Source organism: Agrobacterium sp. MCAB5 (genome assembly GCF_052114365.1).
GTDB classification, from domain to species: Bacteria; Pseudomonadota; Alphaproteobacteria; order Rhizobiales; family Rhizobiaceae; genus Agrobacterium; species Agrobacterium tumefaciens.
Genome location: NZ_JBFREP010000003.1, coordinates 123,506 through 142,549, shown reverse-complemented (window position 1 = coordinate 142,549; position 19,044 = coordinate 123,506). Strand labels below are relative to the sequence as shown.

The window sequence follows — 19,044 nt, the reverse complement described above, 5'->3', positions numbered from 1 at the left end:
CCACCGTCCGAGACCTCGAACAGGTTTCAGGACGCCCTGAAACGCGATTGAGACGGCCCGGTGGGAATGCGCAGTACTAAACCCCCACCACCCGCTCGAAAAGCCGGATGGGATTGCCCCGGAATGTCGAATCTCGAAACAGGCGGAAGCCGAAACGGGCGGCGATGACGAGCGAGGGGGTGTTGAGCGGGTCGATCATGCAGACGGTCCGCTGCGAAATTCCGCTGCGATCAAACCACCCTGTTGCCGCCGCCACCGCCTCGGTCGCGACGCCCTTGCCGTTCAGATCAGCATCGATTTTCCACATCGCTTCTGGCACGCCATCGAAATCGGTGCCGTTTCCACGGCGCATATGGGCAAAGCCCACCTCGCCGACGATACGCCCGGAGCTTGCCTCCTCCACGACAAAGGGACCGAAGCCGAAGACCGACCAATGGCCGATGAAGCGCAAAAGACGGGCAAAGGAGATTTCGGGGTCCAGCGGCGTAATCGATCTAACCCCTTCGATGGGCCGCACATCCGCGCTCCAGAACGCACAATAAAGCGCTTCATCCGTGATGGCGTGCGGCCGCAGGACGAGGCGCGCGGTTGTCAGACGTGTCATGAACCTCTTCCCCAAAAGCAAAAAAGGCCGGCGCGTCGGAAAACGCTAGCCGGCCCTTTCACAAAACTACCTCTGCAACTGAACGATCACGCGGCAACCGTCTTTGCGGTAAACACGATGCGATCCTCATGCACCTTGTATTCCACGGCCATATCGGCCTCCTCCGCCAGAAGCAGCGTGTAATAGGGCTGCACGGAATGGGCGTCGACCGCCTCTTCCAGCCTGCCTTCGTAGATCTCGGCGAATTTGGCCGGAATGCGCATCATCTTGCCCTTGACTGTGATTTCGAATTTCGCGTCACCCTCAGGGTCTTCCAGCACCACATCCACATTGCCGCCGCGCGGGATCGCGCTGTACGACACGAGAAAGAGGTTGAGCAAAAGTTTGACACGATTTTTCGCGACGATGGCGCGTGGGCCGTTCCAGGTCACTTCGGCCTTCTTTTCGGCGGCAGCGAAATCCTTGGCGGCTTTTTCAGCCTCGCCGGTATCGATCGAAGCGCCAGCGGATCCGGACGCGCCGAAAGCAAGGCGGGCGAACTTCAGCCGCACGGATGCGTTAAGAGCGGATGTGCGGATGAGATCCAGCGCATCGTCATCGGTGCCGCCCTCGTCCAGCAATTCGAGGCCGTTATTGATGGCGCCGACAGGAGAGATCACGTCATGGCACACACGACTGCACAGAAGAGCTGCCAGATCGGGACCGGACAGCGTGATATTGAGTTTGCTCGTCATAAAATTCTCTCCTGCGCAAGGGAGGCGCGGACGGTGTGGAAATTGTTAAGCCATAATGACACCATATTTGGTAAACCGATTGTTAATAGGATGGTTTCAAAATGCCAAATGCCTTAACAGGCCACCCTGGAGCGCCCTGCGTCCGTTCGGACGTATAAAGGATGCTCTGGAACTTTGAATCTTCGCATGGGCCCTGCCGAAAATCGATTCGGATTTTCGGGCTGATGCACCAACGAACAGACGGACGGACATGACGATGCGCCTTACGAAAACCCGCACCATTGCACGCCTCGGACTGGGAAAGATTTTTGCGCTCCTTGCCAGCCTTTTGATGTGGGCCGCACCGGCCTCGGCCCAGAACAGCGATCAATATTCTTTTCAGGAAGTCGTGGATGCAGGCCACGGATTCTTCGGTGAAACCACCGGCGGCCTCGCCAAGGTGGTGGAACGCGCCTTCCAGCAATACGGTCTTCCGAACGGTTATATTCTGGGGCAGGAAGGCTCCGGCGCTTTCGTCGCGGGCCTCACCTATGGCGAAGGCACGCTTTATACCAAAAATGCCGGCCAGCATCCCGTCTTCTGGCAAGGCCCGTCGCTCGGCCTCGATTACGGCGGCCAAGGCACCCGCGCCATGATGCTGGTCTACAACCTGCCGTCGGTCGATTCGCTTTATCGCCGTTACGGCGGCGTCAGCGGCTCCGCCTTCATCGTCGCCGGCGTCGGCATGACTTATCTGAAAAGCAGCGATGTCACGCTGGCACCCATTCGCACCGGCATCGGCGCGCGCCTCGGCATCAATGTCGGCTACCTGAAGCTCACCCAGGAACCGACCTGGAACCCCTTCTGACGCTGAGATGGGGAGGCACTCTTGCGGCTCCCCGCGCAATTGCCTTGGCGATACCCCTCCCAACGGTTGCAATAATAGCGTAACGTGCTCTCGCGCTCCTCTTTCCGAATGCGCGCGTATCTGAGTTTCGGAGACTGTCTCGCGTGATTGAATATGCCATTCTTTTCGGATTGGGTTTTCTCACCGCAACCCTGCTGGCCTTGCTGATCGCGCCCGCGATCCATCGCCGCATCGTTGCCTATACGGAAAACCGGCTGCGCGCGACAATGCCCATCAGCCCCCAGGAAGTTCGCGCTCAGAAGGACATGGCACGCGCGCTCTATGCCGCCGAAAACGCCAAGGTTCGTCAGGAACTGGACACCGAACGGGAAAAGAACACCTCGCTCCGCCTCGCCAACGAGGCAGCATCCAGCGATGCCTATCGCCTCGGCGAGCAGAACCGCGGCCTTTTGCTGAAAATCGAGGAATTGACGCTGGAAATCGGCGAATTGCGAGGCGCACTCGACGCCAGCGAGGAACGCGCGGGCGCAATACAGGCAAACCTTCTGGAGCAGGAACAGGCCGCAAATGCGCGTGCCGGCCAGATGTCTGAGATCACCGCTCGCCTCACCAATCTGACCCGCGAGCTGGATGATTCGAAAATCCTCGCCGCCACCCGCGATCTGGAGGCCGAGCAGGCAAAACAGACCGCCTCGCGTTTCCGCAAGGAGGGCGAAACGGCGACCCGCGAATTGCAGGATGTCGCTGCCCGCAACAAGGAGGCCATGACAGCGGTTGCGCGCGAAAGCCGCAAGGTCACCCGGCTGGAAGAACAGATCGCCAGTGTCATGGCAAAAAATGCCGATCTCGACACCATGCTGACCCTGCGCAATCAGGAGGTTGCCCGCCTGAAGGAACAGCTTGCCGCAACCGGCGGCCGCGCCGACGACATGATCATTCGTCTACCCAACCCCGCCGTACTGAACGGGGAAACCGCAAGCCAGCCGCAAAAGGCGCCCGTCCTGCCCGAAATCGCGCCCGTGGTCGCGGCAGACATTCCACCGGTCTCAACCGCCATGGAACCGGCAGCGACGCCGCCGGAAGGTCTGGAGCAGGAGATCGAGGATATCCGCAATCAGGGAACGGCACTTACCGAACGCCTGCTGAATGTGCGCGGCACCGGCAACGACGAACCGATCCGTCGCGAAATCGCCCGCATCGCCGCCCAGATGATCGCGCTCACCGCAGCGCAGGAGGGCGAGAAATCGCCGATCCCGGGGCTGCTTGCGAAAGCCACCGCCTCGACCGGCCGTGAGAGCCTTGCGAAGCGGGCGAGTGTGTTGATGGAGAAGCGGAAGGGGTGATATTCCCTTCGGTGGGTGTGGTTTACCCCCCTCTGTCCTGCCGGACATCTCCCCCCCAAGGAGGGAGATCGGCAAGAAGCTTTACGTCACTTCATTCGCAAACATCGAGATGGCCGAGACCTAGCCTCAGGTCGATCTCCCCCCTTGTGGGGGAGATGTCCGGCAGGACAGAGGGGGTGAGCGGCATTCGTCACGAGTAACATCGCGAAGACCTAAACCCGCCCTATCGCCCCCGCCATCTGATAAAGCGCCAGCCCCGAAGCCGTCCCCGCATTCAAACTGTCCAATTGCGGCGACTGCGCAATCCGGGCGGTATGGAACCGAGACAGTACCGATTGCGGCAACCCCTCACCTTCCGTGCCGATGACCAGCGCCATGCGATCCGAACGTGGAATATCGCGAATCTCGGTCTCGCCATTCGGCGAAAGGCTCCAGATCGCAAAACCGGCCTGCGAAAGCCGCTCCAGCATCTGCACCGCACCACCGCCGCGATGATAGGGAACCGAGAGAACGGAACCGACGGACACCCGGAGCGCCTTGCGATAGAGCGGATCGCATGAAGTCTCGTCCAGAAACACCGCATCGGCATAAAAGGCCGCGGCGTTGCGGAACATCGCACCCAGATTGTCGTGGTTGGAAATGCCGCAGCCCACCAGCACCAGCGACGAGGCGGGAAACGCGTCCGTCAACCCGTCCAGCGTAATGTCACGCACCCGGCGGCCGAGCGCCAGAATGCCGCGATGCAGGTGAAAACCGACAATGCTATCCAGCACCGGCGCTTCCGCCACATAGACCGGCACATCGGGCGGAAAATCGGCAAGGATATCCGCGACGCCGGAAAGCCTGTTCTTGAGGATGAGAATGCTTTCCGCCGCAAAGGCACCACCCGCCTTGTGGGCGGCGGCCAGCATGCGCAACACAACCGTGCCTTCCGCGATGAAACGGCCATGGCGACCGGTGAGATCACGCTCGCGAATATCGCGAAAGGCGGCAATGCGCGGATCGGCCGGGTCTTCGACCGGGATCAGAGCCCGACCGTCCAGGAGCGCATGCGCGCCCGCCGGATCAATATCCTCACTGGGCATCGACCGTCACATCGGCGAGAAACCGGCCGGCCGCGACGTTGAAGACCAGCGCCTTGCGGGTGCCGTTGGCAAGCTTGCCGTAAAACAGCATGTCACCGCCGGAATAGCTGACATTGTCGATTGTAAAGCCCTGCGGCAGGCTGGCGGTCACGGCAAGCGGTCCGTTGCCGGTGGGAACCGCCAGATTTTGCGGTACGCTCTGCGTTACAACGGTTTTCGATGGTCCTACCGCCTTGTAGACAACCGCGCCGAACACAGCCATAAGGCTGATGAACATCACGGAGCCCGACACGATCTGCAAACGGATCATCTTGCGGCGAACTTTATCCATGGCCGGATCAAGCGGCTTGTCTTCCTGTTCGTCTTGCTCGATGTGCGTCATCGGGTTCCCTAGAATGCTGATTGATCGGAAAAATAAGAATGAACGACCCCTTTAAACAAGGCGGAGACGCAAGGAAAGTCCTGATTGCCGGCGAAGACGCCGAAGGCCGCATCGATGTGTGGCTGGCGGGCGAAGTTGGCGGCGATCTGTCGCGCAGCCGCCTGAAAGCCCTGATCGAGCAGGGTGCCGTTTTATTGAATGGCACGCCGGTGACCGAGCCGAAAAAGAAGGTGCACCCGCACGACCGCGTCGAGATCGTCATGCCGGAGCCGGAAGACCCCGAACCCAAGGGCGAGGATATCCCGCTCGATGTGGAATATGAGGACGACGACCTGATCGTGCTCGTCAAACCCGCCGGTCTCGTCGTGCATCCCGGCGCCGGCAACTGGACCGGAACACTGGTCAACGCCCTCATCTATCATTGCGGCGACAGCCTCTCCGGCATTGGCGGCGTGAAGCGCCCCGGCATCGTGCATCGGCTGGACAAGGAAACCTCCGGCGTCATGGTCGTGGCGAAAAACGACAATGCACACCGCCATCTCGCCGCGCAATTTGCCGATCACGGCCGCACCGGCCCGCTGGAACGCGCCTACAAGGCCGTCGTCTGGGGCCGACCGCGCACGCTGCGCGGCACCATTGACGCCGCACTCGGCCGCGGCGCCGACCGCACCAAACGCGCCGTCAAGCGCGAGGACACGGACGATGCCCGCGAGGCGATAACCCATTACGAGGTTATGGAACGTTTTCATGAAAAGGCGGATGCGTCCTGCCTCGCCTCGATGGTGGAGTGCCGCCTGGAAACCGGCCGCACCCATCAGATCCGCGTGCACATGGCCCATATCGGCCATCCGTTGATCGGCGACCCCGAATATGGCGCGGCCTTCCGCACCAAGGCGAACCTGCTTGAGGAACCGGCAAGAAGCACCGTCAACCGCTTTCCGCGACAGGCGCTGCATGCCTATCTCCTGGCCTTCGAACACCCCCGCACCGGCGAGGTGATGGAATTCGAAACAGACATGCCTGATGATATGGAAGAACTGCTCATCGCCCTGCGGAGCTGAAAATGCCGCACGGCGAGGTCAAAAAAACCACGCCGTGCATCTTGCCGGAAGCCACGGAAAATAAAAAGAGATTAGCGGATAGCGATATTCCCCACATGGTCTTTCTTGTAGACCGCCCCAATTCCGCTTCAATCGTCGCACCTCTTCGAACCCCGGAAAGCTTGAAATCGTCACCGCGAATGCCGTGGCCGGACCTCGGGCTTGCCGAAAGACAGACGTTGCAAGGAACGCCGTTTTATCCGCAGAGCTGAACGGAACCGGCATGACGACGGGATCTATCGCGCATGAACACCGATGAACGCCAGTTTATCTTTCAGGGATTACGAAGCGTCGAAGGCTATATCGACCCACCCGACGCGCTTGTCTTCAAGGCGCTGCTGCAGGCGCAGACAAGGGACGGCCTGAAGGGCGGCATGGCGGAGATCGGCGTCTATTATGGCCGCTCCTATTTTCTGCTGCGCAAATTCGCGCAGCCGCAGGAAAAGGTTCTGGGCGTCGACCTGTTCGAACTCGACCCACCCTCGGACGGAAGCCTCGACCAATATGACCGCCTGATGGAAAACGGCAGGCGGTTGGGTTTTGCGATGGATGAGGACTTGATCATCAAGGGCGACAGCACCCGGCTCGCACCCACCGATATTACGTCGCGGACCGGTCCCGTCAGGTTCTTCAGCATTGACGGCGGGCACCACCTGCACCATGTGCTGGCGGACGCGAAACTGGCGCTGGAGGTGATCGCCCCGCACGGCGTCATCGTCTTCGACGATACCTTCAACCCCGCATGGCCGGAAGTGACCGTTGGCGTCGCCGATTTTCTGCGCACCCACGGCCACAGCCTCGCCTGCTTCGCAATGACGAAATACAAGACCTATGTCTGCCGCCGCGAATTTCACGCTGTCTACGCGGACGCGATTGCCTCTGGCCCCGACTTGCAGACACTCGATCATGTCGAAACGGAGTTTCTCGGCTCCCGGGTCGTTCGCCTGCATAACCCCACCCGCCGGCGGGTAATGTATGAGCTGATGGTGCGCTCTGGTCTCGGTGGTTTTTCGGAACGAATTTACCGTTCGAAAGTTAAACAGGTCAAAGAAGGTGTCGCCGGGACATAACGCATGTGTGAACGCTGTGTTCGCTTGAAACGCGGCGGGTGCATACATATTTGTTACGTGGGTTCGTGCGGGGTCGGTAACGACCCGCCACTAGCGGTGTGCCTTGGGCGAGTAATCGCCAATCGATGAGGGTGCCGTTCCAGACCATAGATAAGGGGGTGCTTTATGGCCCGCAACAGTTTGCCTACAATTACGGCCGGCGAAGCCGGTCTCAATAGATATCTCGACGAAATCCGTAAATTCCCGATGCTGGAGCCGCAGGAAGAGTACATGCTTGGCAAGCGTTACGCCGAGCATGGCGACCGCGACGCCGCTCACAAGCTCGTCACCAGCCACCTGCGCCTTGTTGCCAAGATTGCCATGGGTTACCGCGGTTACGGCCTGCCGATTGGCGAAGTCGTGTCCGAAGGCAATGTCGGCCTGATGCAGGCGGTGAAGAAGTTTGATCCGGAACGCGGTTTCCGTCTGGCCACCTACGCCATGTGGTGGATCAAGGCTTCGATCCAGGAATATATCCTGCGTTCGTGGTCGCTGGTGAAGATGGGTACGACTGCCAACCAGAAACGCCTGTTCTTCAACCTGCGCCGGCTGAAAGGCCGTATCCAGGCTATCGACGATGGCGATCTGAAGCCGGAACACGTCAAGGAAATCGCCACCAAGCTGCAGGTTTCCGAGGAAGAAGTGATCTCGATGAACCGCCGCCTGCATGGCGACGCATCGCTGAATGCGCCCATCAAGGCATCCGAAGGCGAATCCGGCCAATGGCAGGACTGGCTGGTGGACGACCATGAAAGCCAGGAAGCCGTGCTGATCGAGCAGGACGAGCTGGAAACCCGCCGCCGCATGCTGGCCAAGGCCATGGGCGTGCTGAACGATCGTGAACGCCGCATCTTCGAGGCCCGCCGCCTTGCCGAAGATCCGGTAACGCTGGAAGAACTCTCATCCGAGTTCGATATCAGCCGCGAACGCGTGCGCCAGATCGAGGTTCGCGCCTTCGAGAAGGTTCAGGAAGCGGTGCAGAAGGAAGCCCTCGAAGCCGCCCGCGCGCTGCGCGTGGTGGATGCGTAAGGCTCGGTCTTTTTAAGAGAGTGGGGCTGAACTTATCGGCTACGTCATCCTCGGGCCTGTCCCGAGGATGACGTCGGAGTAATTGGCTCGACTGCCATCCCATCTCACTCCCCTTGGTGTCCGGCGTGACGAGAGAGTGAGATTCTTTGCCAGTAAATTTCTAAGCCCGCAGATCGCGAGATCTGCGGGCTTTTTATTTGCAAGACATAAGGAAGAAATGAGGGGACCGGCTTTAGCCGATCCCCAAGATCATCACTGACCGGTCGCGGGCTTTGCAGCCGCCCATTCGCGCAGCGCCGTGTCGAAGGCGGCGATGCCGTCATTGCCCTTTTGCAAGGTCAGAAGCGCACGGCGGCCGTTGCGGTAGGAAACCGGGATGTCGATCCAGTTGCGGCTCTTCAACAGCTCCAGATTGGTCTTCATCGCATCCGGGAAGTCGTTGAGCGCGATCATGTGGAAATCGTCGGTGATCTTGGCCGGAACCGCGATCAGGGCGTTACCACGATCCTGCTCCGTGCTCTTCATCGCGATACGCTGGACGCTGTCGATCGCGCCGCCTTCGAAGCCGGGCGAAACCGAGAAGACGATCTCGATCAGATGGCTTGCCGGAAGCGACGGATCGGTGTTGCGCTTGAAGGTGATGAGCGCGCTGAGGCCACGGCCGGGAACCGTGATCTGGCCCTGCACCGTTGCGGACGGACGACCCTCATTGTCGTTTTCCTGCTGCAAGGACCAGGAAACGCTGCCCTGAATGGCGGTCGGAACCGTCTGGCCCAGCACTTCCTCGTAGAGGAACATGCGGTCGCCCGTGGCGGCAGCGGCCGCAGCAGGCGGCTGTGCCGGCGGCGTACCAGCCGGAGTACCCGCAGCCGTATTGGCCGGAGCCTCGCCCGCAGGTGGCGGCGCGACATTCTGCTCATAGACCGACTGGCCTTCCGCCGTGACGGGCTGGCCATTGGCGCCCGGCGCTGGCCCCTCATCGCGCTCGGTCCCGTCGGCCAGAAGCCGCTGGGTGAACTTCGTGCCGGTGACGGACCCGTCATCGGCATGCGGCTGCGCCTGATGGTTGGTCGGGCTTGTCGTCGGCTGCTGCCCGCTGGCAGCCGGCTGCTGGGCAGCTGGCGGTGTGGATGTCGGCGTCTGCGCCGTATTGGCTGGAGGCGTCTGGGTGCCGCCATCCTTCTGTGCCGATTGCACCAGGCCACCGACCATGTCGTTCAGCGCATCACGGTTCAACCAGAGCGCATAACCACCACCGGCAAGAAGCCCGGCGCCCACAAGCGCAAGTACCAGCGAGGCATAATTCCGGCGCGGCTTCTTCTTGACCATGTAAGCGGGCGTCGCGGCACCAGCACCGAGAGCGGGCATTTCGTTCGTCGTTGCCCGGCTGGAAGACGATGCGCCGTCATAACCGATCAGCTCGTCCAGATCGTCCCAGGGCGTGCGCTCCTTGTTGTCCTTGGAGGCACGGTCATCGAAGGGATCGTTATCGGCGCGCGGCAACGCAGGCGTGGCCTTCGGCGGGATCGCGAGATCCGTGTCCTCGAAATAGGACGAGAAGTCCTCGACGACAGCAGCCTTTTTCGGGGCCGTGTCTTCGGTCTGCCGGGGTTCGGAAAAATCGTCGTGCCCGCCAAAAATCGGATCGTGATCGGCAGCAGCGCGGTAACCGGCATGCTCGTTCCCGTCGCGCCGCTCCGGCTCGAAGCTGACATCAGGGGCCTGATAGTGCTGCGCGGAATAACCGGCGACGACGGAATGGTCGTCCCTCTCGTGGCCCACTTCGGCCTCGGCAGCCGGGCGAACATCCTCGTCCTGCGCTTCTTCGAGCTTGCGCCAGTCATCCTCGTCAACCGGCTGCGCCCAATGGGGCGGCACGGAATCATCGGCATGGGGGGCCGCCGCTTCAGGCGCGACATCATCAACGCGCTCGTCCTCCGGCTGATAGGCCGGCTCTTCATGCGCGCGGGTGAAATAGGTACCGGCTTCCTCGTAAGGACCGGCTTCATGAACCGGCGCGACACGGGCCGGTTCGGGTGCGTCGTAAAGCTCCTCCGGTTCTCGCGCGCCGTAATGCTGCTCCTCATGCGGGATTAAAGCGGCGACGGGTTCCTCGGGGAGAGGCTCCTCTTCGCGGGCCGGTTCTTCATAAACCGGCTCTGGCTGGACAGGATAAACCGGCTCCGAATGTGCGGGCACAACCGGAGCAGGCTCTTCCTCCACCGGCTCGTACCGCTCGGCGGCATGAACGGCAGGCTCTTCGGCAACGTCCTGCGGATGATAGACAGCATCCACCTCTTCCGCCACGGGGGAGAAAGCATCATCCTCCTCCAGTGCCGGCAAGGCCTCGGCATATTCACTGTCCACCTCGGCTATGGCGGCGTCCAGCTTGGCGATCTGCCGGCGCAACAATTCTTCCGGCGGACGTGGCTTCATATTCTCGAGCTGGCGCACAACCGCACTGCGCGCCTTGTCGTAAACCTTCGCCCGGTTTTCGGGAGTATTGTTCGCCAAGCCATCCACGGCCTTGCGAATGACTGCTACAAAATCCGCCATAAGCACTTTCTCGTCGTGACCGGCGACGTACCGGCCCGATATGGTTTATGAATCTAGATCGCCGAGGACATTAGTCCTCAAACGGATCAGTCACAAGTATGGTGTCGTCACGCTCCGGACTTGTCGACAGAAGCGCGACAGGCGCCCCGATCAGTTCTTCCACCTGACGGACATATTTAATTGCCTGAGCAGGCAAATCCGCCCATTTTCGGGCGCCGACGGTAGATTCTTTCCAGCCTTCCAGCGTGACATAGATCGGCTCGACACGAGCCTGCGCACCCTGGCTTGCGGGAAGATGATCGATTTCCTGCCCGTCGAGCTTGTAGCCGACGCAGATTTTCAGCTCGTCCAGACCGTCGAGAACGTCAAGCTTGGTGAGCGCGATGCCGGTGATGCCGTTGGTGGCGACTGACTGGCGCACCAGCGCTGCGTCAAACCAGCCACAACGACGCTTGCGGCCGGTGACAGTGCCGAACTCATGGCCCTTTTCGCCCAGGAACTGGCCGATTTCGTCATGCAGCTCGGTCGGGAAAGGACCTTCGCCAACGCGGGTCGTATAGGCCTTGGTGATGCCGAGAATATAACCCAGCGAACCCGGACCCATGCCCGAACCGGCAGCGGCCTGACCGGCAACCGTGTTGGAAGAGGTGACATAAGGGTATGTGCCGTGGTCGATATCGAGCAGCGAGCCCTGCGCGCCTTCGAACAGGATGCGCGCACCGGCGCGGCGCTTCCTGTCGAGCAGCAGCCATACGGTTTCGCTGAACGGCAGGATGCGTTCTGCAACCGAGCTCAACTCTTCCATGATGGTTTCATGCGAAACTTCAGCAGCGCCGAAGCCGCGACGCAGCGCATTGTGATGCGTCAGGATGCGATCGACCTTGGCGGACAGCGCCTCCATGTCGGCCAGATCCATTACGCGGATGGCGCGGCGGCCGACCTTGTCTTCGTAGGCCGGGCCGATGCCGCGGCGCGTGGTGCCGATCTTGGTGCCGCTGTTGGAGGCAGCGTCTTCGCGCATGCCATCAAGTTCGCGGTGCAGGGAAAGAATGAGCGTGGCATTGTCTGCAATGCGCAGGTTTTCCGGCGTGACCTTTACGCCCTGCACTTCCAGACGGCCGATTTCAGCGATCAGCGCATGCGGATCGACCACGACGCCGTTGCCGATGACGGCGAGCTTGCCCGGACGCACGACGCCGGAAGGAAGAAGCGAAAGCTTGTAGCTGATGCCATCGATGACAAGAGTATGGCCGGCATTGTGGCCGCCCTGATACCGCACGACGACATCTGCCCGCTCGGACAGCCAGTCGACAATCTTGCCTTTGCCTTCGTCGCCCCACTGCGAGCCGACCACCACAACATTCGTCATTTCTTGCTTTCCTGCTCATGGCGCTTGCGCGCCCGATAACCCGATGGGAAACCCAAACCCGCGAATGTATACTGCGTTGTTTTACGGAAAGCGACCCTGTTTCTTATGGTGAATTTTGCTTTTTCCGTGACAAAACGTCGAATTCCGCATTATCTCGCCCCGTGGGGGGACAAGCGCGGACACAAGGCCGCTATTCACCCCTTAGCCTTTTTCCCGCCCCTTGAAGAAGCGAAACATCAGCGTGCCTTCGAAAGCCTATCTCGCCCTCATCATCGCCACGCTCTGCTGGGGTGGCAATACCGTTGCCGGAAAGCTCGCCGTCGGCCACATCAGCCCCATGGCGTTTACCTTCCTGCGCTGGGTTTTGGCCGTCGCCATCATCTTCGCCATTTCCGTGCCGCAGCTCATCAAGGACTGGCCGGTGGTGAAAAAACGCCTGCCTTACTTCTTCGTGCTCGGCAGTATCGGTTACACCGCCTTCAACGTCTTTCTTTATACCGCGCTTCAGCACACCTCCGCCATCAATGCCGCCGTCATCCAGGCGGGCATTCCCATGGTAATATTCGTGCTGAACTTCATCCTGTTCCGCACTCGCGTGCTGTTCGGCCAGATCGCCGGTTTCTGTCTTACCATTGCCGGCGTGGCGCTTCTCGCCTCGCATGGCGATCCGGTCTCGCTGCTGCAACTGGAGATGAATGCCGGCGACGCCATCATGCTGCTGGCGGTGTTGGTCTATGCCATCTACACCGTCATCCTGCGCTGGAAACCAATCGTGGACTGGCGCACGCTGATGGCGATCCCAGCCTTTTTCGCCCTCCTAACCTCAGTCCCGCTGGTCTTTTGGGAAATCTCACGCGACAACGTCGTCTGGCCCGATCAGAAGGGTTGGGTGCTGGTGGTCTATGCCGCCATCTTCGCGTCGCTCATCGCCCAGATCCTGTACATCAAGGGCGTGGAGCAGATCGGCGCTAACCGCGCCGGCCTTTTCATCAACCTCGTCCCCGTCTTCGGCACGCTTCTCTCCGTCATCGTCCTCAGCGAAACCCTGCATCCCTACCAGATCGCGGCGCTGGTGATGGCGCTGGCCGGCATTGCCGTGGCGGAACGAAAAAAATCGCCGGCTTCCTGATCCCGTAAGGGTCTGGAAAACCGGCGCAGTCTGGCAGGCATGAAAAGTTCGGGTTAGAGCGCGGTTTCGCGCTCAACCGGAGAGAAAGCGGCGTTGCCGAGCACGATATCGCCCTTGTCTGTGGTGACAACAAGCACCTTTTCGAGCGATCCGTCATCATCAAGCAAAAAGGCAAGGCGCAGTGCTGCGGAAGACCAGCCGGCACCGGCCAGTGCCGTGCGCTTGATCGCGGCACAATCGCCACAATCATTGGCGCTTACCGAAGGCGTTGCCGGAACATCGGCTGAAAAGCCGGAGAAATAATCATCGAGTGCGCCCATGGTGGCGTTCACATCGCGGTTGACGCGCAGCAGTTCATCGCGGCGTTCGCCGGTCAGCGGCGCGGCAATCGTCGAAACGCATTGGCCGGCGGACAGAACGCAGCCATCAAAACCGCCGGGCGCCGAAATACCGATCTGTGTTACGGCGCTCTTTTCGGCTGCGGCAAAGCTGCGGGCAAAACCGGCGGCACCAGCCGCATCGGCATGAGTGGACATGGAAGCAATGGCAATTCCGCAGATGGCGGCAGCAATAATCTTCTTCAGCATTTTCATACCCCGTTTGACGATCCGCCGGCTTGTGCCGGTCTCGATTTCTGTTTTCCGCAGCGGCCCCGTCCTTGCAGGTTGTCCGCTCCTTGTCTGTGATCCCACAATGGCACAGCACTGTTTTCAGCCGCTTTAAGCCGATTGCTACAATTTTATCGGTTTTCATTTTTGTACAGCGGGCAGGCTCTCCGGAAACATAGCCCGCGCCCGTCGCCCCGAAACCGAGGCAACGCTTAGAAGCGATAAAGGGGCCGCATCGCTGCGGGAGTATCAAATGGTGTAGTAGGGTTTTGCAGACGATGCGGCCCCGGCTTCAACATGTGACCCGCCCGCCAAACCGGTTCCTGTTTGGAGGATGGGCACATGCCGGCCGCCTCAACCGTGACATCGGGAAACTCCCCGGTTTTGGCCGCCTGCCCCGCCCACCTTGCGCCGCGCGCACGCTGGATGACCGGGATGGGATAAGGATAAGCGGCTTTGTGAGACCGGGGATGTGCGGGGATGCCGGCAATGCCATTTCCGGAAAAAACGCCACTTACCCCATGGTTTTGCCGCATCCCCGACACAGGAATTTTCAGCGGGTTAACAGGCGCTTGATCAGCGGCATTTGAATTAACCTTGTCTTAAAACCCGACGTTAATGGTTAGCAATTTAAGAATAGCGGAACGAAAGGGTTCCGCGATGCGTGGCGTATTTGCCGTTGTTTTACTGATGACTGTTCTGGCCGGTTGCGCAACCGCACCGTCGCAGGTCACCAATGCCTGTGCGATTTTCGAGCAGCGGAACGGCCTCTTCAACAATTGGCGACGTGACGCGAGGGCAGCCGAACGGGAGTTCGGCGTGCCGGTGCCGGTGATGATGGCAACGATCTACACCGAATCCGCCTTCCGCCCCTATGCCCGCCCGCCGCGCACCAAACTCTTCGGCTTCATTCCCTGGACGCGCCAGTCCACCGCTTACGGTTATGCCCAGGCGCTGGACGGTACATGGGAAGTCTACAAGCGCGAAACCGGCCGCTGGTCGGCAAGCCGCACGGATTTCACCGACGCGATCCATTTCGTCGGCTGGTATCACGCCAAGAGCCGCCGCGAAAACGGCATTGCGCTGAACGATCCCTATAATCTCTACCTCGCCTATTATTCCGGCCATGCCGGTTACGCCAAGGGAAGCTGGCGCAACAATTCCGCCGTCCAGAAAGCCGCCCGCCGCTCCGCCAACATGGCGCTGCGTTACGAGGCGCAGTTGCAGCAATGCGGATATCGCTGAGGCGGATGTAGCAGGATCGTTCTGCCTGGATGCGATGCGGAAAGGCGGATCACCTACCCTCACCGTCACCCCGGACTAGATCCGGCATGACGGTGAGGAAGGAGGCCGGGCAGAAAGCTACTCTCCATAAGGCGCCAGAAACTCCCGCACCGCCTCGATCTCGTTCGAACGGATTTCATGCCCGCCTGGATGCCACACCGTTTTCACCGTGCCGCCCTGCGCTTCAAGGCTCTTTTCCAGCGCCTTCGTCAGCGGCACCGGGCAGATGGGATCGCGTTCTCCGGCCGTGATCAGCACCCGGCGCGAGGATTTGGCCGCAGCCGCCTGCGGCTCGAACGGGATGAGCGGATGCATCAGCACGGCGGCATCAAAAAGCTCAGGCTGTTCGATCAGCACATTTGCGAGGATATTCGCGCCGTTGGAGAAACCGAGACCGATAACCGGACCAGCCTGATAGTGCTCCCGGTTGGCTTTGACGAAATCCGCCAGCTTGGCTGTTGCCCGCTCTAGATCGGCCATGTCGTAAACGCCCTCACCCGTGCGCCGGAAAAACCGCGCAGCGCCATGTTCGGCGACATCGCCGAGCGGCGAGACAATCGTGGCATTCGGCAACAGGCCCGAGCCGAAATCGAAGAACTGGTTTTCATCACCGCCGGTGCCGTGCAGCACGACGAAAAGCGGTGCACCCGCAACGCCGGCACGGGATTTGTGGAAATATGTGTCTTTGGTCATTGGATAATCCTTTCTGAAAGGAGAAATTCAGCGATACCGAGCTCGCTCTGCCGCAAGACATTGGGCATCACATGTCGAGCGAAAGGTTTCAGCGTGTCGTCTTCTCCCCGGACAGGGAGAAGAAAAGAGTAGCAAACGTCCTGCCGAAGGATGGCCAGGTCCGATAGGGTTAAACCGCCTTCTCGTCACCCAGCGGCTCCAGCTGCTTTTCCAGCTGGGCGCGCAGATGCGCGTGCTGGGTCGGCAGCTTCAGCGCCTCGCCGAGATGCGCCGTGTCCTCGTCGCGGTCGAAACCGGGCTCGTTGGTGGCCACTTCGAACAGCACACCGCCGGGCGTGCGGAAATAGATCGCCCAGAAATAATCGCGGTCGATCACCGGGGTCACCTGATAGCCCGTATCCATCAGCGCCTTGCGGACTTCGAGCTGCTTTTCGCGGTTTTCGACCGCAAAGGCGATGTGGTGCACCGAACCCGCGCCGAGGCGCGCGCCGGAGATGTTCGGCATGGTCTCGATGTCGATGACATCAGCACCGTTGCCGCCGGGCATGCCGAGACGCCGCACGCCATCCTGGCGGTCCACTTCCTCATACCCCATGAACTTCAAAAGCTCGGCGGTCGCCCCTTCGTCACGAAGGCGCAAGGAGGCGCCCTGAAAACCGTGGATCGCCTGATCCGCACTGACCCCATTGCCGGTCCACTGCGAACGGGCATCATCCTTGATCTCGACCAGTGCGAAACCATCACCATCGGGACCTGCAAAATGCAGGCGCTTGTTGCCGAATGCCTCGTCAGCCTTCAGACCGTCCACGCCCGCCTTGGAAAGACGATCCCTCCAGTAGCCGAGCGAGCCTTCCGGGACGGAAAACAGCGTTGTGCCCACTTCGCCGGTGCCGGGACGACCACGGGCAATGTGCGGGAACGGAAAATAGGTCATGACGGAGCCGGGCGTGCCGACCTCATCGCCATAATAGAGATGGTAGACATCCGGTGCATCGAAATTGACCGTCTTCTTCACCCGGCGCAGGCCGAGCGTATCGGTGAAAAAGCCGTTGTTCTGGCGCGCACTACCGGCCATGGAGGTGACGTGGTGCAGGCCCTTGATCTGGTTCAACATGATAAACCCCTTTTCGCCCTGGCGGCCCGTCAATCGGGCCAGCCGTGTTCATGGCGTGAAGATGGGGTAAGAAGTGCTGCGGGCATAGACCGGCAACAGGAACGGATTGTTCCCGATTGGTGAACGATAAAACCGACTGTTCAACCCAGTCGATAGAGGCATGCCTCAATGATCGTCGGCGAGGCCCATGCTCCAGTAACCGACTGCGCGCAGCGATGCCTTGGGGAAGGCGATCTCATCAGTGAGGAAGGATTTCGCCGCCCTCGCCTCGGACTTCTCGCAGGCAACGAAAACATGCAGGCCGTCATGCTCGCCCGTCCAGGCATGGCCGCGCAACGCCTGTTCGATAAGGCCCGATGTGCCGGCGGGCTTGCCGCGCCGATAAAGCCATGTCCATTCGACATTGGCGGCGCAGACGATCTCCTGCCGTTCCGCCTCGTTGTCGATCTCGGCATAGACACTGAGCGTCTTGCCAACAGGCATTTCCGCCGCCATGCGCAGCATCACCGGCAGCGCGGTCTCGTCGCCGGCAAAGACGTAACGCTCCGCTTCCGGGCAAGTGCCGCTCGGACCGATGATGCCGAGAACGTCGCCCGGCTTTGCCGTCGCGCCAAAATTTGCGCCCGGCATGTCATCGCCCTCATGCATGACGAAATCGATATCCACCTCACCGCGGCCGACATCGCCGGAGCGGATGGTATAGACGCGCCGCGTCAGAAGATCGTCGCCCGCCGGCCAGACGATCGCGCCGGTGGGCGCGAGGTAAGGCCAGACCGCAGCGCGCGCCTGATCGGGAACGAGCAGCAGGCGAACATGCATGCCGCCGGTGACAAGCCTTTCAATACCGCTTTCGACGGACACCACGAGACGGCGCATATGCGGCGTCAGATTATAGGCGCGGGCAACCTTGCCGACGAAGAGATTGGGTAGCTCGCGCTGATAGGCGCCGTGTCCGCTCCAACGGAAATCGAGTCCCGTCTTGCCGGAAAACTCAACGATATGCTCAGCCACCATGGCCTTGACCGACGTCAATATATGTTCCGAAACGCAGCTTACCCGGGCGGCGAACCGGCCACCTTCGGCGCTGAAGCTGCCATGGCCATATTCCGCCTTGAAACGCACCGTCGTCCCTTCCCGCTCCATCTCCATATGCTCCGAAAAATGATCCTCGAAAGCATCGACGATCGATGCGGGATCGGGCAGCGAGACAGAGGTTTCTGCAGACAGGAGAGACACGGGCACAAATCCTTCACTTTGTAGTCGAGTATTCTTAAACCGGACCCGACTGCGCTGTAAAGATGTTTGCTGCACTCCCCGTCATGCCCGTCTTGAGCCGGCATGACGGAGGAGGCTGGAAGGTTGCTTAAGCAGTTTCCGGCAACTGCCAGTCGATAGGCTCGCGGCCATGGGATACCAGGAAGGCGTTTGCCTTGGAAAAATGGCCATTGCCGAAAAAGCCGTTATGGGCCGAAAGCGGCGAAGGGTGCGGCGAGCGCAGCACGAGGTGTTTTTTCTGGTCCACGAAAGCCGCCTTCTTCTGGGCATAGGAACCCCAGAGCAGGAACACCACATGCTCGCATTCGTCATTGACGGCGCGGATGACGGCATCGGTGAACTTTTCCCAGCCCTGTCCCTGATGCGAGGCAGCGCGCGATTCTTCCACCGTCAGCACGCTGTTGAGCAAAAGCACGCCCTGTTTCGCCCAGCTTTCCAGAAAACCGTGACTGACGGGGCGGATGCCCAGATCGCTCTGCAATTCCTTGTAGATATTGACGAGCGAGGGGGGAATGCGCACGCCGGGCTGCACCGAAAAGCAAAGCCCATGTGCCTGGCCAACCCCATGATAGGGGTCCTGCCCCAGAATGACGACCTTGACCCTGTCGAGCGGGGTCAGATCCAGCGCCCGGAAATATTCGGCACCCTTGGGAAAGATGTGCTTGCCAGCAGTTTTTTCGGCAAGCAGGAAATCTTTGAGCTTCTGCATGTAGGGGCTGGCGAATTCGGTGGAAAGAACACGTTTCCAGCTGTCTTCGAGTTTGACGCCTGCCTCTGCCATGT

19 protein-coding genes are annotated in these 19,044 nt (G+C 60.5%); 8 read left to right on the top strand and 11 right to left on the bottom strand.

Annotated features, from left to right (window positions below; all coding sequences use genetic code 11):
• Positions 1–76: 76 nt before the first annotated feature.
• Both AB4Z23_RS08400 and chpT read right to left on the bottom strand, forming a co-directional pair.
• Positions 77–604, bottom strand: a complete 528-nt coding sequence (locus AB4Z23_RS08400; RefSeq protein ID WP_112959863.1) for a GNAT family N-acetyltransferase — start codon at positions 602–604, stop codon at positions 77–79.
• Positions 605–690: 86 nt separating this feature from the next.
• Entirely contained in the window at positions 691–1,338 is a 648-nt protein-coding gene (chpT, locus tag AB4Z23_RS08395; RefSeq protein ID WP_003513974.1) for a histidine phosphotransferase ChpT, read from the bottom strand.
• 250 nt (positions 1,339–1,588) lie between these two features.
• Between chpT and AB4Z23_RS08390 the strand changes: the two genes are divergently transcribed.
• The gene (locus tag AB4Z23_RS08390; protein ID WP_003513975.1) at positions 1,589–2,185 is read left to right on the top strand and encodes a DUF1134 domain-containing protein; all 597 of its coding nucleotides are present in this window, start codon (positions 1,589–1,591) and stop codon (positions 2,183–2,185) included.
• Positions 2,186–2,328: 143 nt separating this feature from the next.
• Positions 2,329–3,528: a hypothetical protein gene (locus AB4Z23_RS08385; RefSeq protein WP_421477389.1), complete on the top strand. Its 1,200-nt coding sequence runs from the start codon at positions 2,329–2,331 to the stop codon at positions 3,526–3,528.
• A 212-nt stretch (positions 3,529–3,740) separates the two neighbouring features.
• On the opposite strand, the gene AB4Z23_RS08380 is transcribed toward AB4Z23_RS08385, so the two are convergent.
• Together AB4Z23_RS08380 and AB4Z23_RS08375 are read right to left on the bottom strand one after the other, a co-directional pair.
• Positions 3,741–4,613, bottom strand: coding sequence for a TrmH family RNA methyltransferase (locus AB4Z23_RS08380; RefSeq protein ID WP_441360055.1), 873 nt, complete (start codon positions 4,611–4,613; stop codon positions 3,741–3,743).
• Positions 4,603–4,995, bottom strand: a complete 393-nt coding sequence (locus AB4Z23_RS08375; protein ID WP_003513978.1) for a hypothetical protein — start codon at positions 4,993–4,995, stop codon at positions 4,603–4,605. Before AB4Z23_RS08375 ends, AB4Z23_RS08380 begins: the two co-directional genes overlap by 11 nt.
• Before the next feature lie 38 nt (positions 4,996–5,033).
• Between AB4Z23_RS08375 and AB4Z23_RS08370 the strand changes: the two genes are divergently transcribed.
• The 4 genes from AB4Z23_RS08370 (at position 5,034) to rpoH (ending at position 8,233) form a co-directional block, all read left to right on the top strand.
• Positions 5,034–6,056 carry an RluA family pseudouridine synthase gene (locus AB4Z23_RS08370; RefSeq protein WP_003513979.1) on the top strand — a complete coding sequence of 341 codons (1,023 nt, stop codon included), beginning with the start codon at positions 5,034–5,036 and terminating at the stop codon, positions 6,054–6,056.
• Between the two features lie 2 nt (positions 6,057–6,058).
• Positions 6,059–6,307 (top strand): hypothetical protein, encoded by a 249-nt coding sequence (locus tag AB4Z23_RS08365; protein ID WP_019565095.1) that lies wholly within the window; start codon positions 6,059–6,061, stop codon positions 6,305–6,307.
• 33 nt (positions 6,308–6,340) lie between these two features.
• Positions 6,341–7,165, top strand: a complete 825-nt coding sequence (locus tag AB4Z23_RS08360; RefSeq protein ID WP_025594353.1) for a class I SAM-dependent methyltransferase — start codon at positions 6,341–6,343, stop codon at positions 7,163–7,165.
• A 165-nt stretch (positions 7,166–7,330) separates the two neighbouring features.
• Positions 7,331–8,233 (top strand): RNA polymerase sigma factor RpoH, encoded by a 903-nt coding sequence (gene rpoH, locus AB4Z23_RS08355; protein ID WP_003491840.1) that lies wholly within the window; start codon positions 7,331–7,333, stop codon positions 8,231–8,233.
• A 252-nt stretch (positions 8,234–8,485) separates the two neighbouring features.
• Here the strand turns inward: rpoH and AB4Z23_RS08350 are convergent, their stop codons facing one another.
• Together AB4Z23_RS08350 and AB4Z23_RS08345 are read right to left on the bottom strand one after the other, a co-directional pair.
• A complete protein-coding gene (locus tag AB4Z23_RS08350; RefSeq protein WP_441360054.1) occupies positions 8,486–10,789 on the bottom strand; it encodes a hypothetical protein in 2,304 nt (767 codons plus the stop codon).
• A 70-nt stretch (positions 10,790–10,859) separates the two neighbouring features.
• The gene (locus tag AB4Z23_RS08345; RefSeq protein ID WP_441360053.1) at positions 10,860–12,158 is read right to left on the bottom strand and encodes an adenylosuccinate synthase; all 1,299 of its coding nucleotides are present in this window, start codon (positions 12,156–12,158) and stop codon (positions 10,860–10,862) included.
• A 241-nt stretch (positions 12,159–12,399) separates the two neighbouring features.
• On the opposite strand from AB4Z23_RS08345, the gene AB4Z23_RS08340 reads away from it, so the two are divergent.
• A complete protein-coding gene (locus AB4Z23_RS08340; RefSeq protein ID WP_025594357.1) occupies positions 12,400–13,287 on the top strand; it encodes a DMT family transporter in 888 nt (295 codons plus the stop codon).
• A 53-nt stretch (positions 13,288–13,340) separates the two neighbouring features.
• Here AB4Z23_RS08340 and AB4Z23_RS08335 read toward each other — a convergent pair whose 3' ends face one another.
• Positions 13,341–13,874, bottom strand: a complete 534-nt coding sequence (locus AB4Z23_RS08335) for a transglutaminase-like cysteine peptidase (RefSeq protein ID WP_013636741.1) — start codon at positions 13,872–13,874, stop codon at positions 13,341–13,343.
• Between the two features lie 681 nt (positions 13,875–14,555).
• Between AB4Z23_RS08335 and AB4Z23_RS08330 the strand changes: the two genes are divergently transcribed.
• Complete coding sequence (locus AB4Z23_RS08330; protein WP_013636743.1) at positions 14,556–15,140, top strand: transglycosylase SLT domain-containing protein; 585 nt, start codon at positions 14,556–14,558, stop codon at positions 15,138–15,140.
• 117 nt (positions 15,141–15,257) lie between these two features.
• Here AB4Z23_RS08330 and AB4Z23_RS08325 read toward each other — a convergent pair whose 3' ends face one another.
• The 4 genes from AB4Z23_RS08325 to ung all read right to left on the bottom strand — a co-directional run bounded on the left by AB4Z23_RS08325 (position 15,258) and on the right by ung (position 19,042).
• Positions 15,258–15,872 carry an alpha/beta hydrolase gene (locus AB4Z23_RS08325; protein ID WP_038492068.1) on the bottom strand — a complete coding sequence of 205 codons (615 nt, stop codon included), beginning with the start codon at positions 15,870–15,872 and terminating at the stop codon, positions 15,258–15,260.
• A 169-nt stretch (positions 15,873–16,041) separates the two neighbouring features.
• The gene (locus AB4Z23_RS08320) at positions 16,042–16,986 is read right to left on the bottom strand and encodes a VOC family protein (protein WP_441360052.1); all 945 of its coding nucleotides are present in this window, start codon (positions 16,984–16,986) and stop codon (positions 16,042–16,044) included.
• A gap of 165 nt (positions 16,987–17,151) precedes the next feature.
• A complete protein-coding gene (locus tag AB4Z23_RS08315; protein ID WP_065662147.1) occupies positions 17,152–18,228 on the bottom strand; it encodes a siderophore-interacting protein in 1,077 nt (358 codons plus the stop codon).
• A gap of 121 nt (positions 18,229–18,349) precedes the next feature.
• Positions 18,350–19,042 (bottom strand): uracil-DNA glycosylase, encoded by a 693-nt coding sequence (gene ung / locus AB4Z23_RS08310; protein WP_025594362.1) that lies wholly within the window; start codon positions 19,040–19,042, stop codon positions 18,350–18,352.
• Positions 19,043–19,044: the final 2 nt, after the last annotated feature.

Coding starts and splice junctions, on each gene's coding strand:
- AB4Z23_RS08400 (WP_112959863.1), bottom strand. CDS start 604: ATGACACGTCTGACAACCGCGCGCCTCGTCCTGCGGCCGCACGCCATC.
- chpT (WP_003513974.1), bottom strand. CDS start 1,338: ATGACGAGCAAACTCAATATCACGCTGTCCGGTCCCGATCTGGCAGCT.
- AB4Z23_RS08390 (WP_003513975.1), top strand. CDS start 1,589: ATGACGATGCGCCTTACGAAAACCCGCACCATTGCACGCCTCGGACTG.
- AB4Z23_RS08380 (WP_441360055.1), bottom strand. CDS start 4,613: ATGCCCAGTGAGGATATTGATCCGGCGGGCGCGCATGCGCTCCTGGAC.
- AB4Z23_RS08375 (WP_003513978.1), bottom strand. CDS start 4,995: ATGACGCACATCGAGCAAGACGAACAGGAAGACAAGCCGCTTGATCCG.
- AB4Z23_RS08370 (WP_003513979.1), top strand. CDS start 5,034: ATGAACGACCCCTTTAAACAAGGCGGAGACGCAAGGAAAGTCCTGATT.
- AB4Z23_RS08365 (WP_019565095.1), top strand. CDS start 6,059: ATGCCGCACGGCGAGGTCAAAAAAACCACGCCGTGCATCTTGCCGGAA.
- AB4Z23_RS08360 (WP_025594353.1), top strand. CDS start 6,341: ATGAACACCGATGAACGCCAGTTTATCTTTCAGGGATTACGAAGCGTC.
- rpoH (WP_003491840.1), top strand. CDS start 7,331: ATGGCCCGCAACAGTTTGCCTACAATTACGGCCGGCGAAGCCGGTCTC.
- AB4Z23_RS08350 (WP_441360054.1), bottom strand. CDS start 10,789: ATGGCGGATTTTGTAGCAGTCATTCGCAAGGCCGTGGATGGCTTGGCG.
- AB4Z23_RS08345 (WP_441360053.1), bottom strand. CDS start 12,158: ATGACGAATGTTGTGGTGGTCGGCTCGCAGTGGGGCGACGAAGGCAAA.
- AB4Z23_RS08335 (WP_013636741.1), bottom strand. CDS start 13,874: ATGCTGAAGAAGATTATTGCTGCCGCCATCTGCGGAATTGCCATTGCT.
- AB4Z23_RS08330 (WP_013636743.1), top strand. CDS start 14,556: ATGCGTGGCGTATTTGCCGTTGTTTTACTGATGACTGTTCTGGCCGGT.
- AB4Z23_RS08325 (WP_038492068.1), bottom strand. CDS start 15,872: ATGACCAAAGACACATATTTCCACAAATCCCGTGCCGGCGTTGCGGGT.
- AB4Z23_RS08320 (WP_441360052.1), bottom strand. CDS start 16,986: ATGTTGAACCAGATCAAGGGCCTGCACCACGTCACCTCCATGGCCGGT.
- ung (WP_025594362.1), bottom strand. CDS start 19,042: ATGGCAGAGGCAGGCGTCAAACTCGAAGACAGCTGGAAACGTGTTCTT.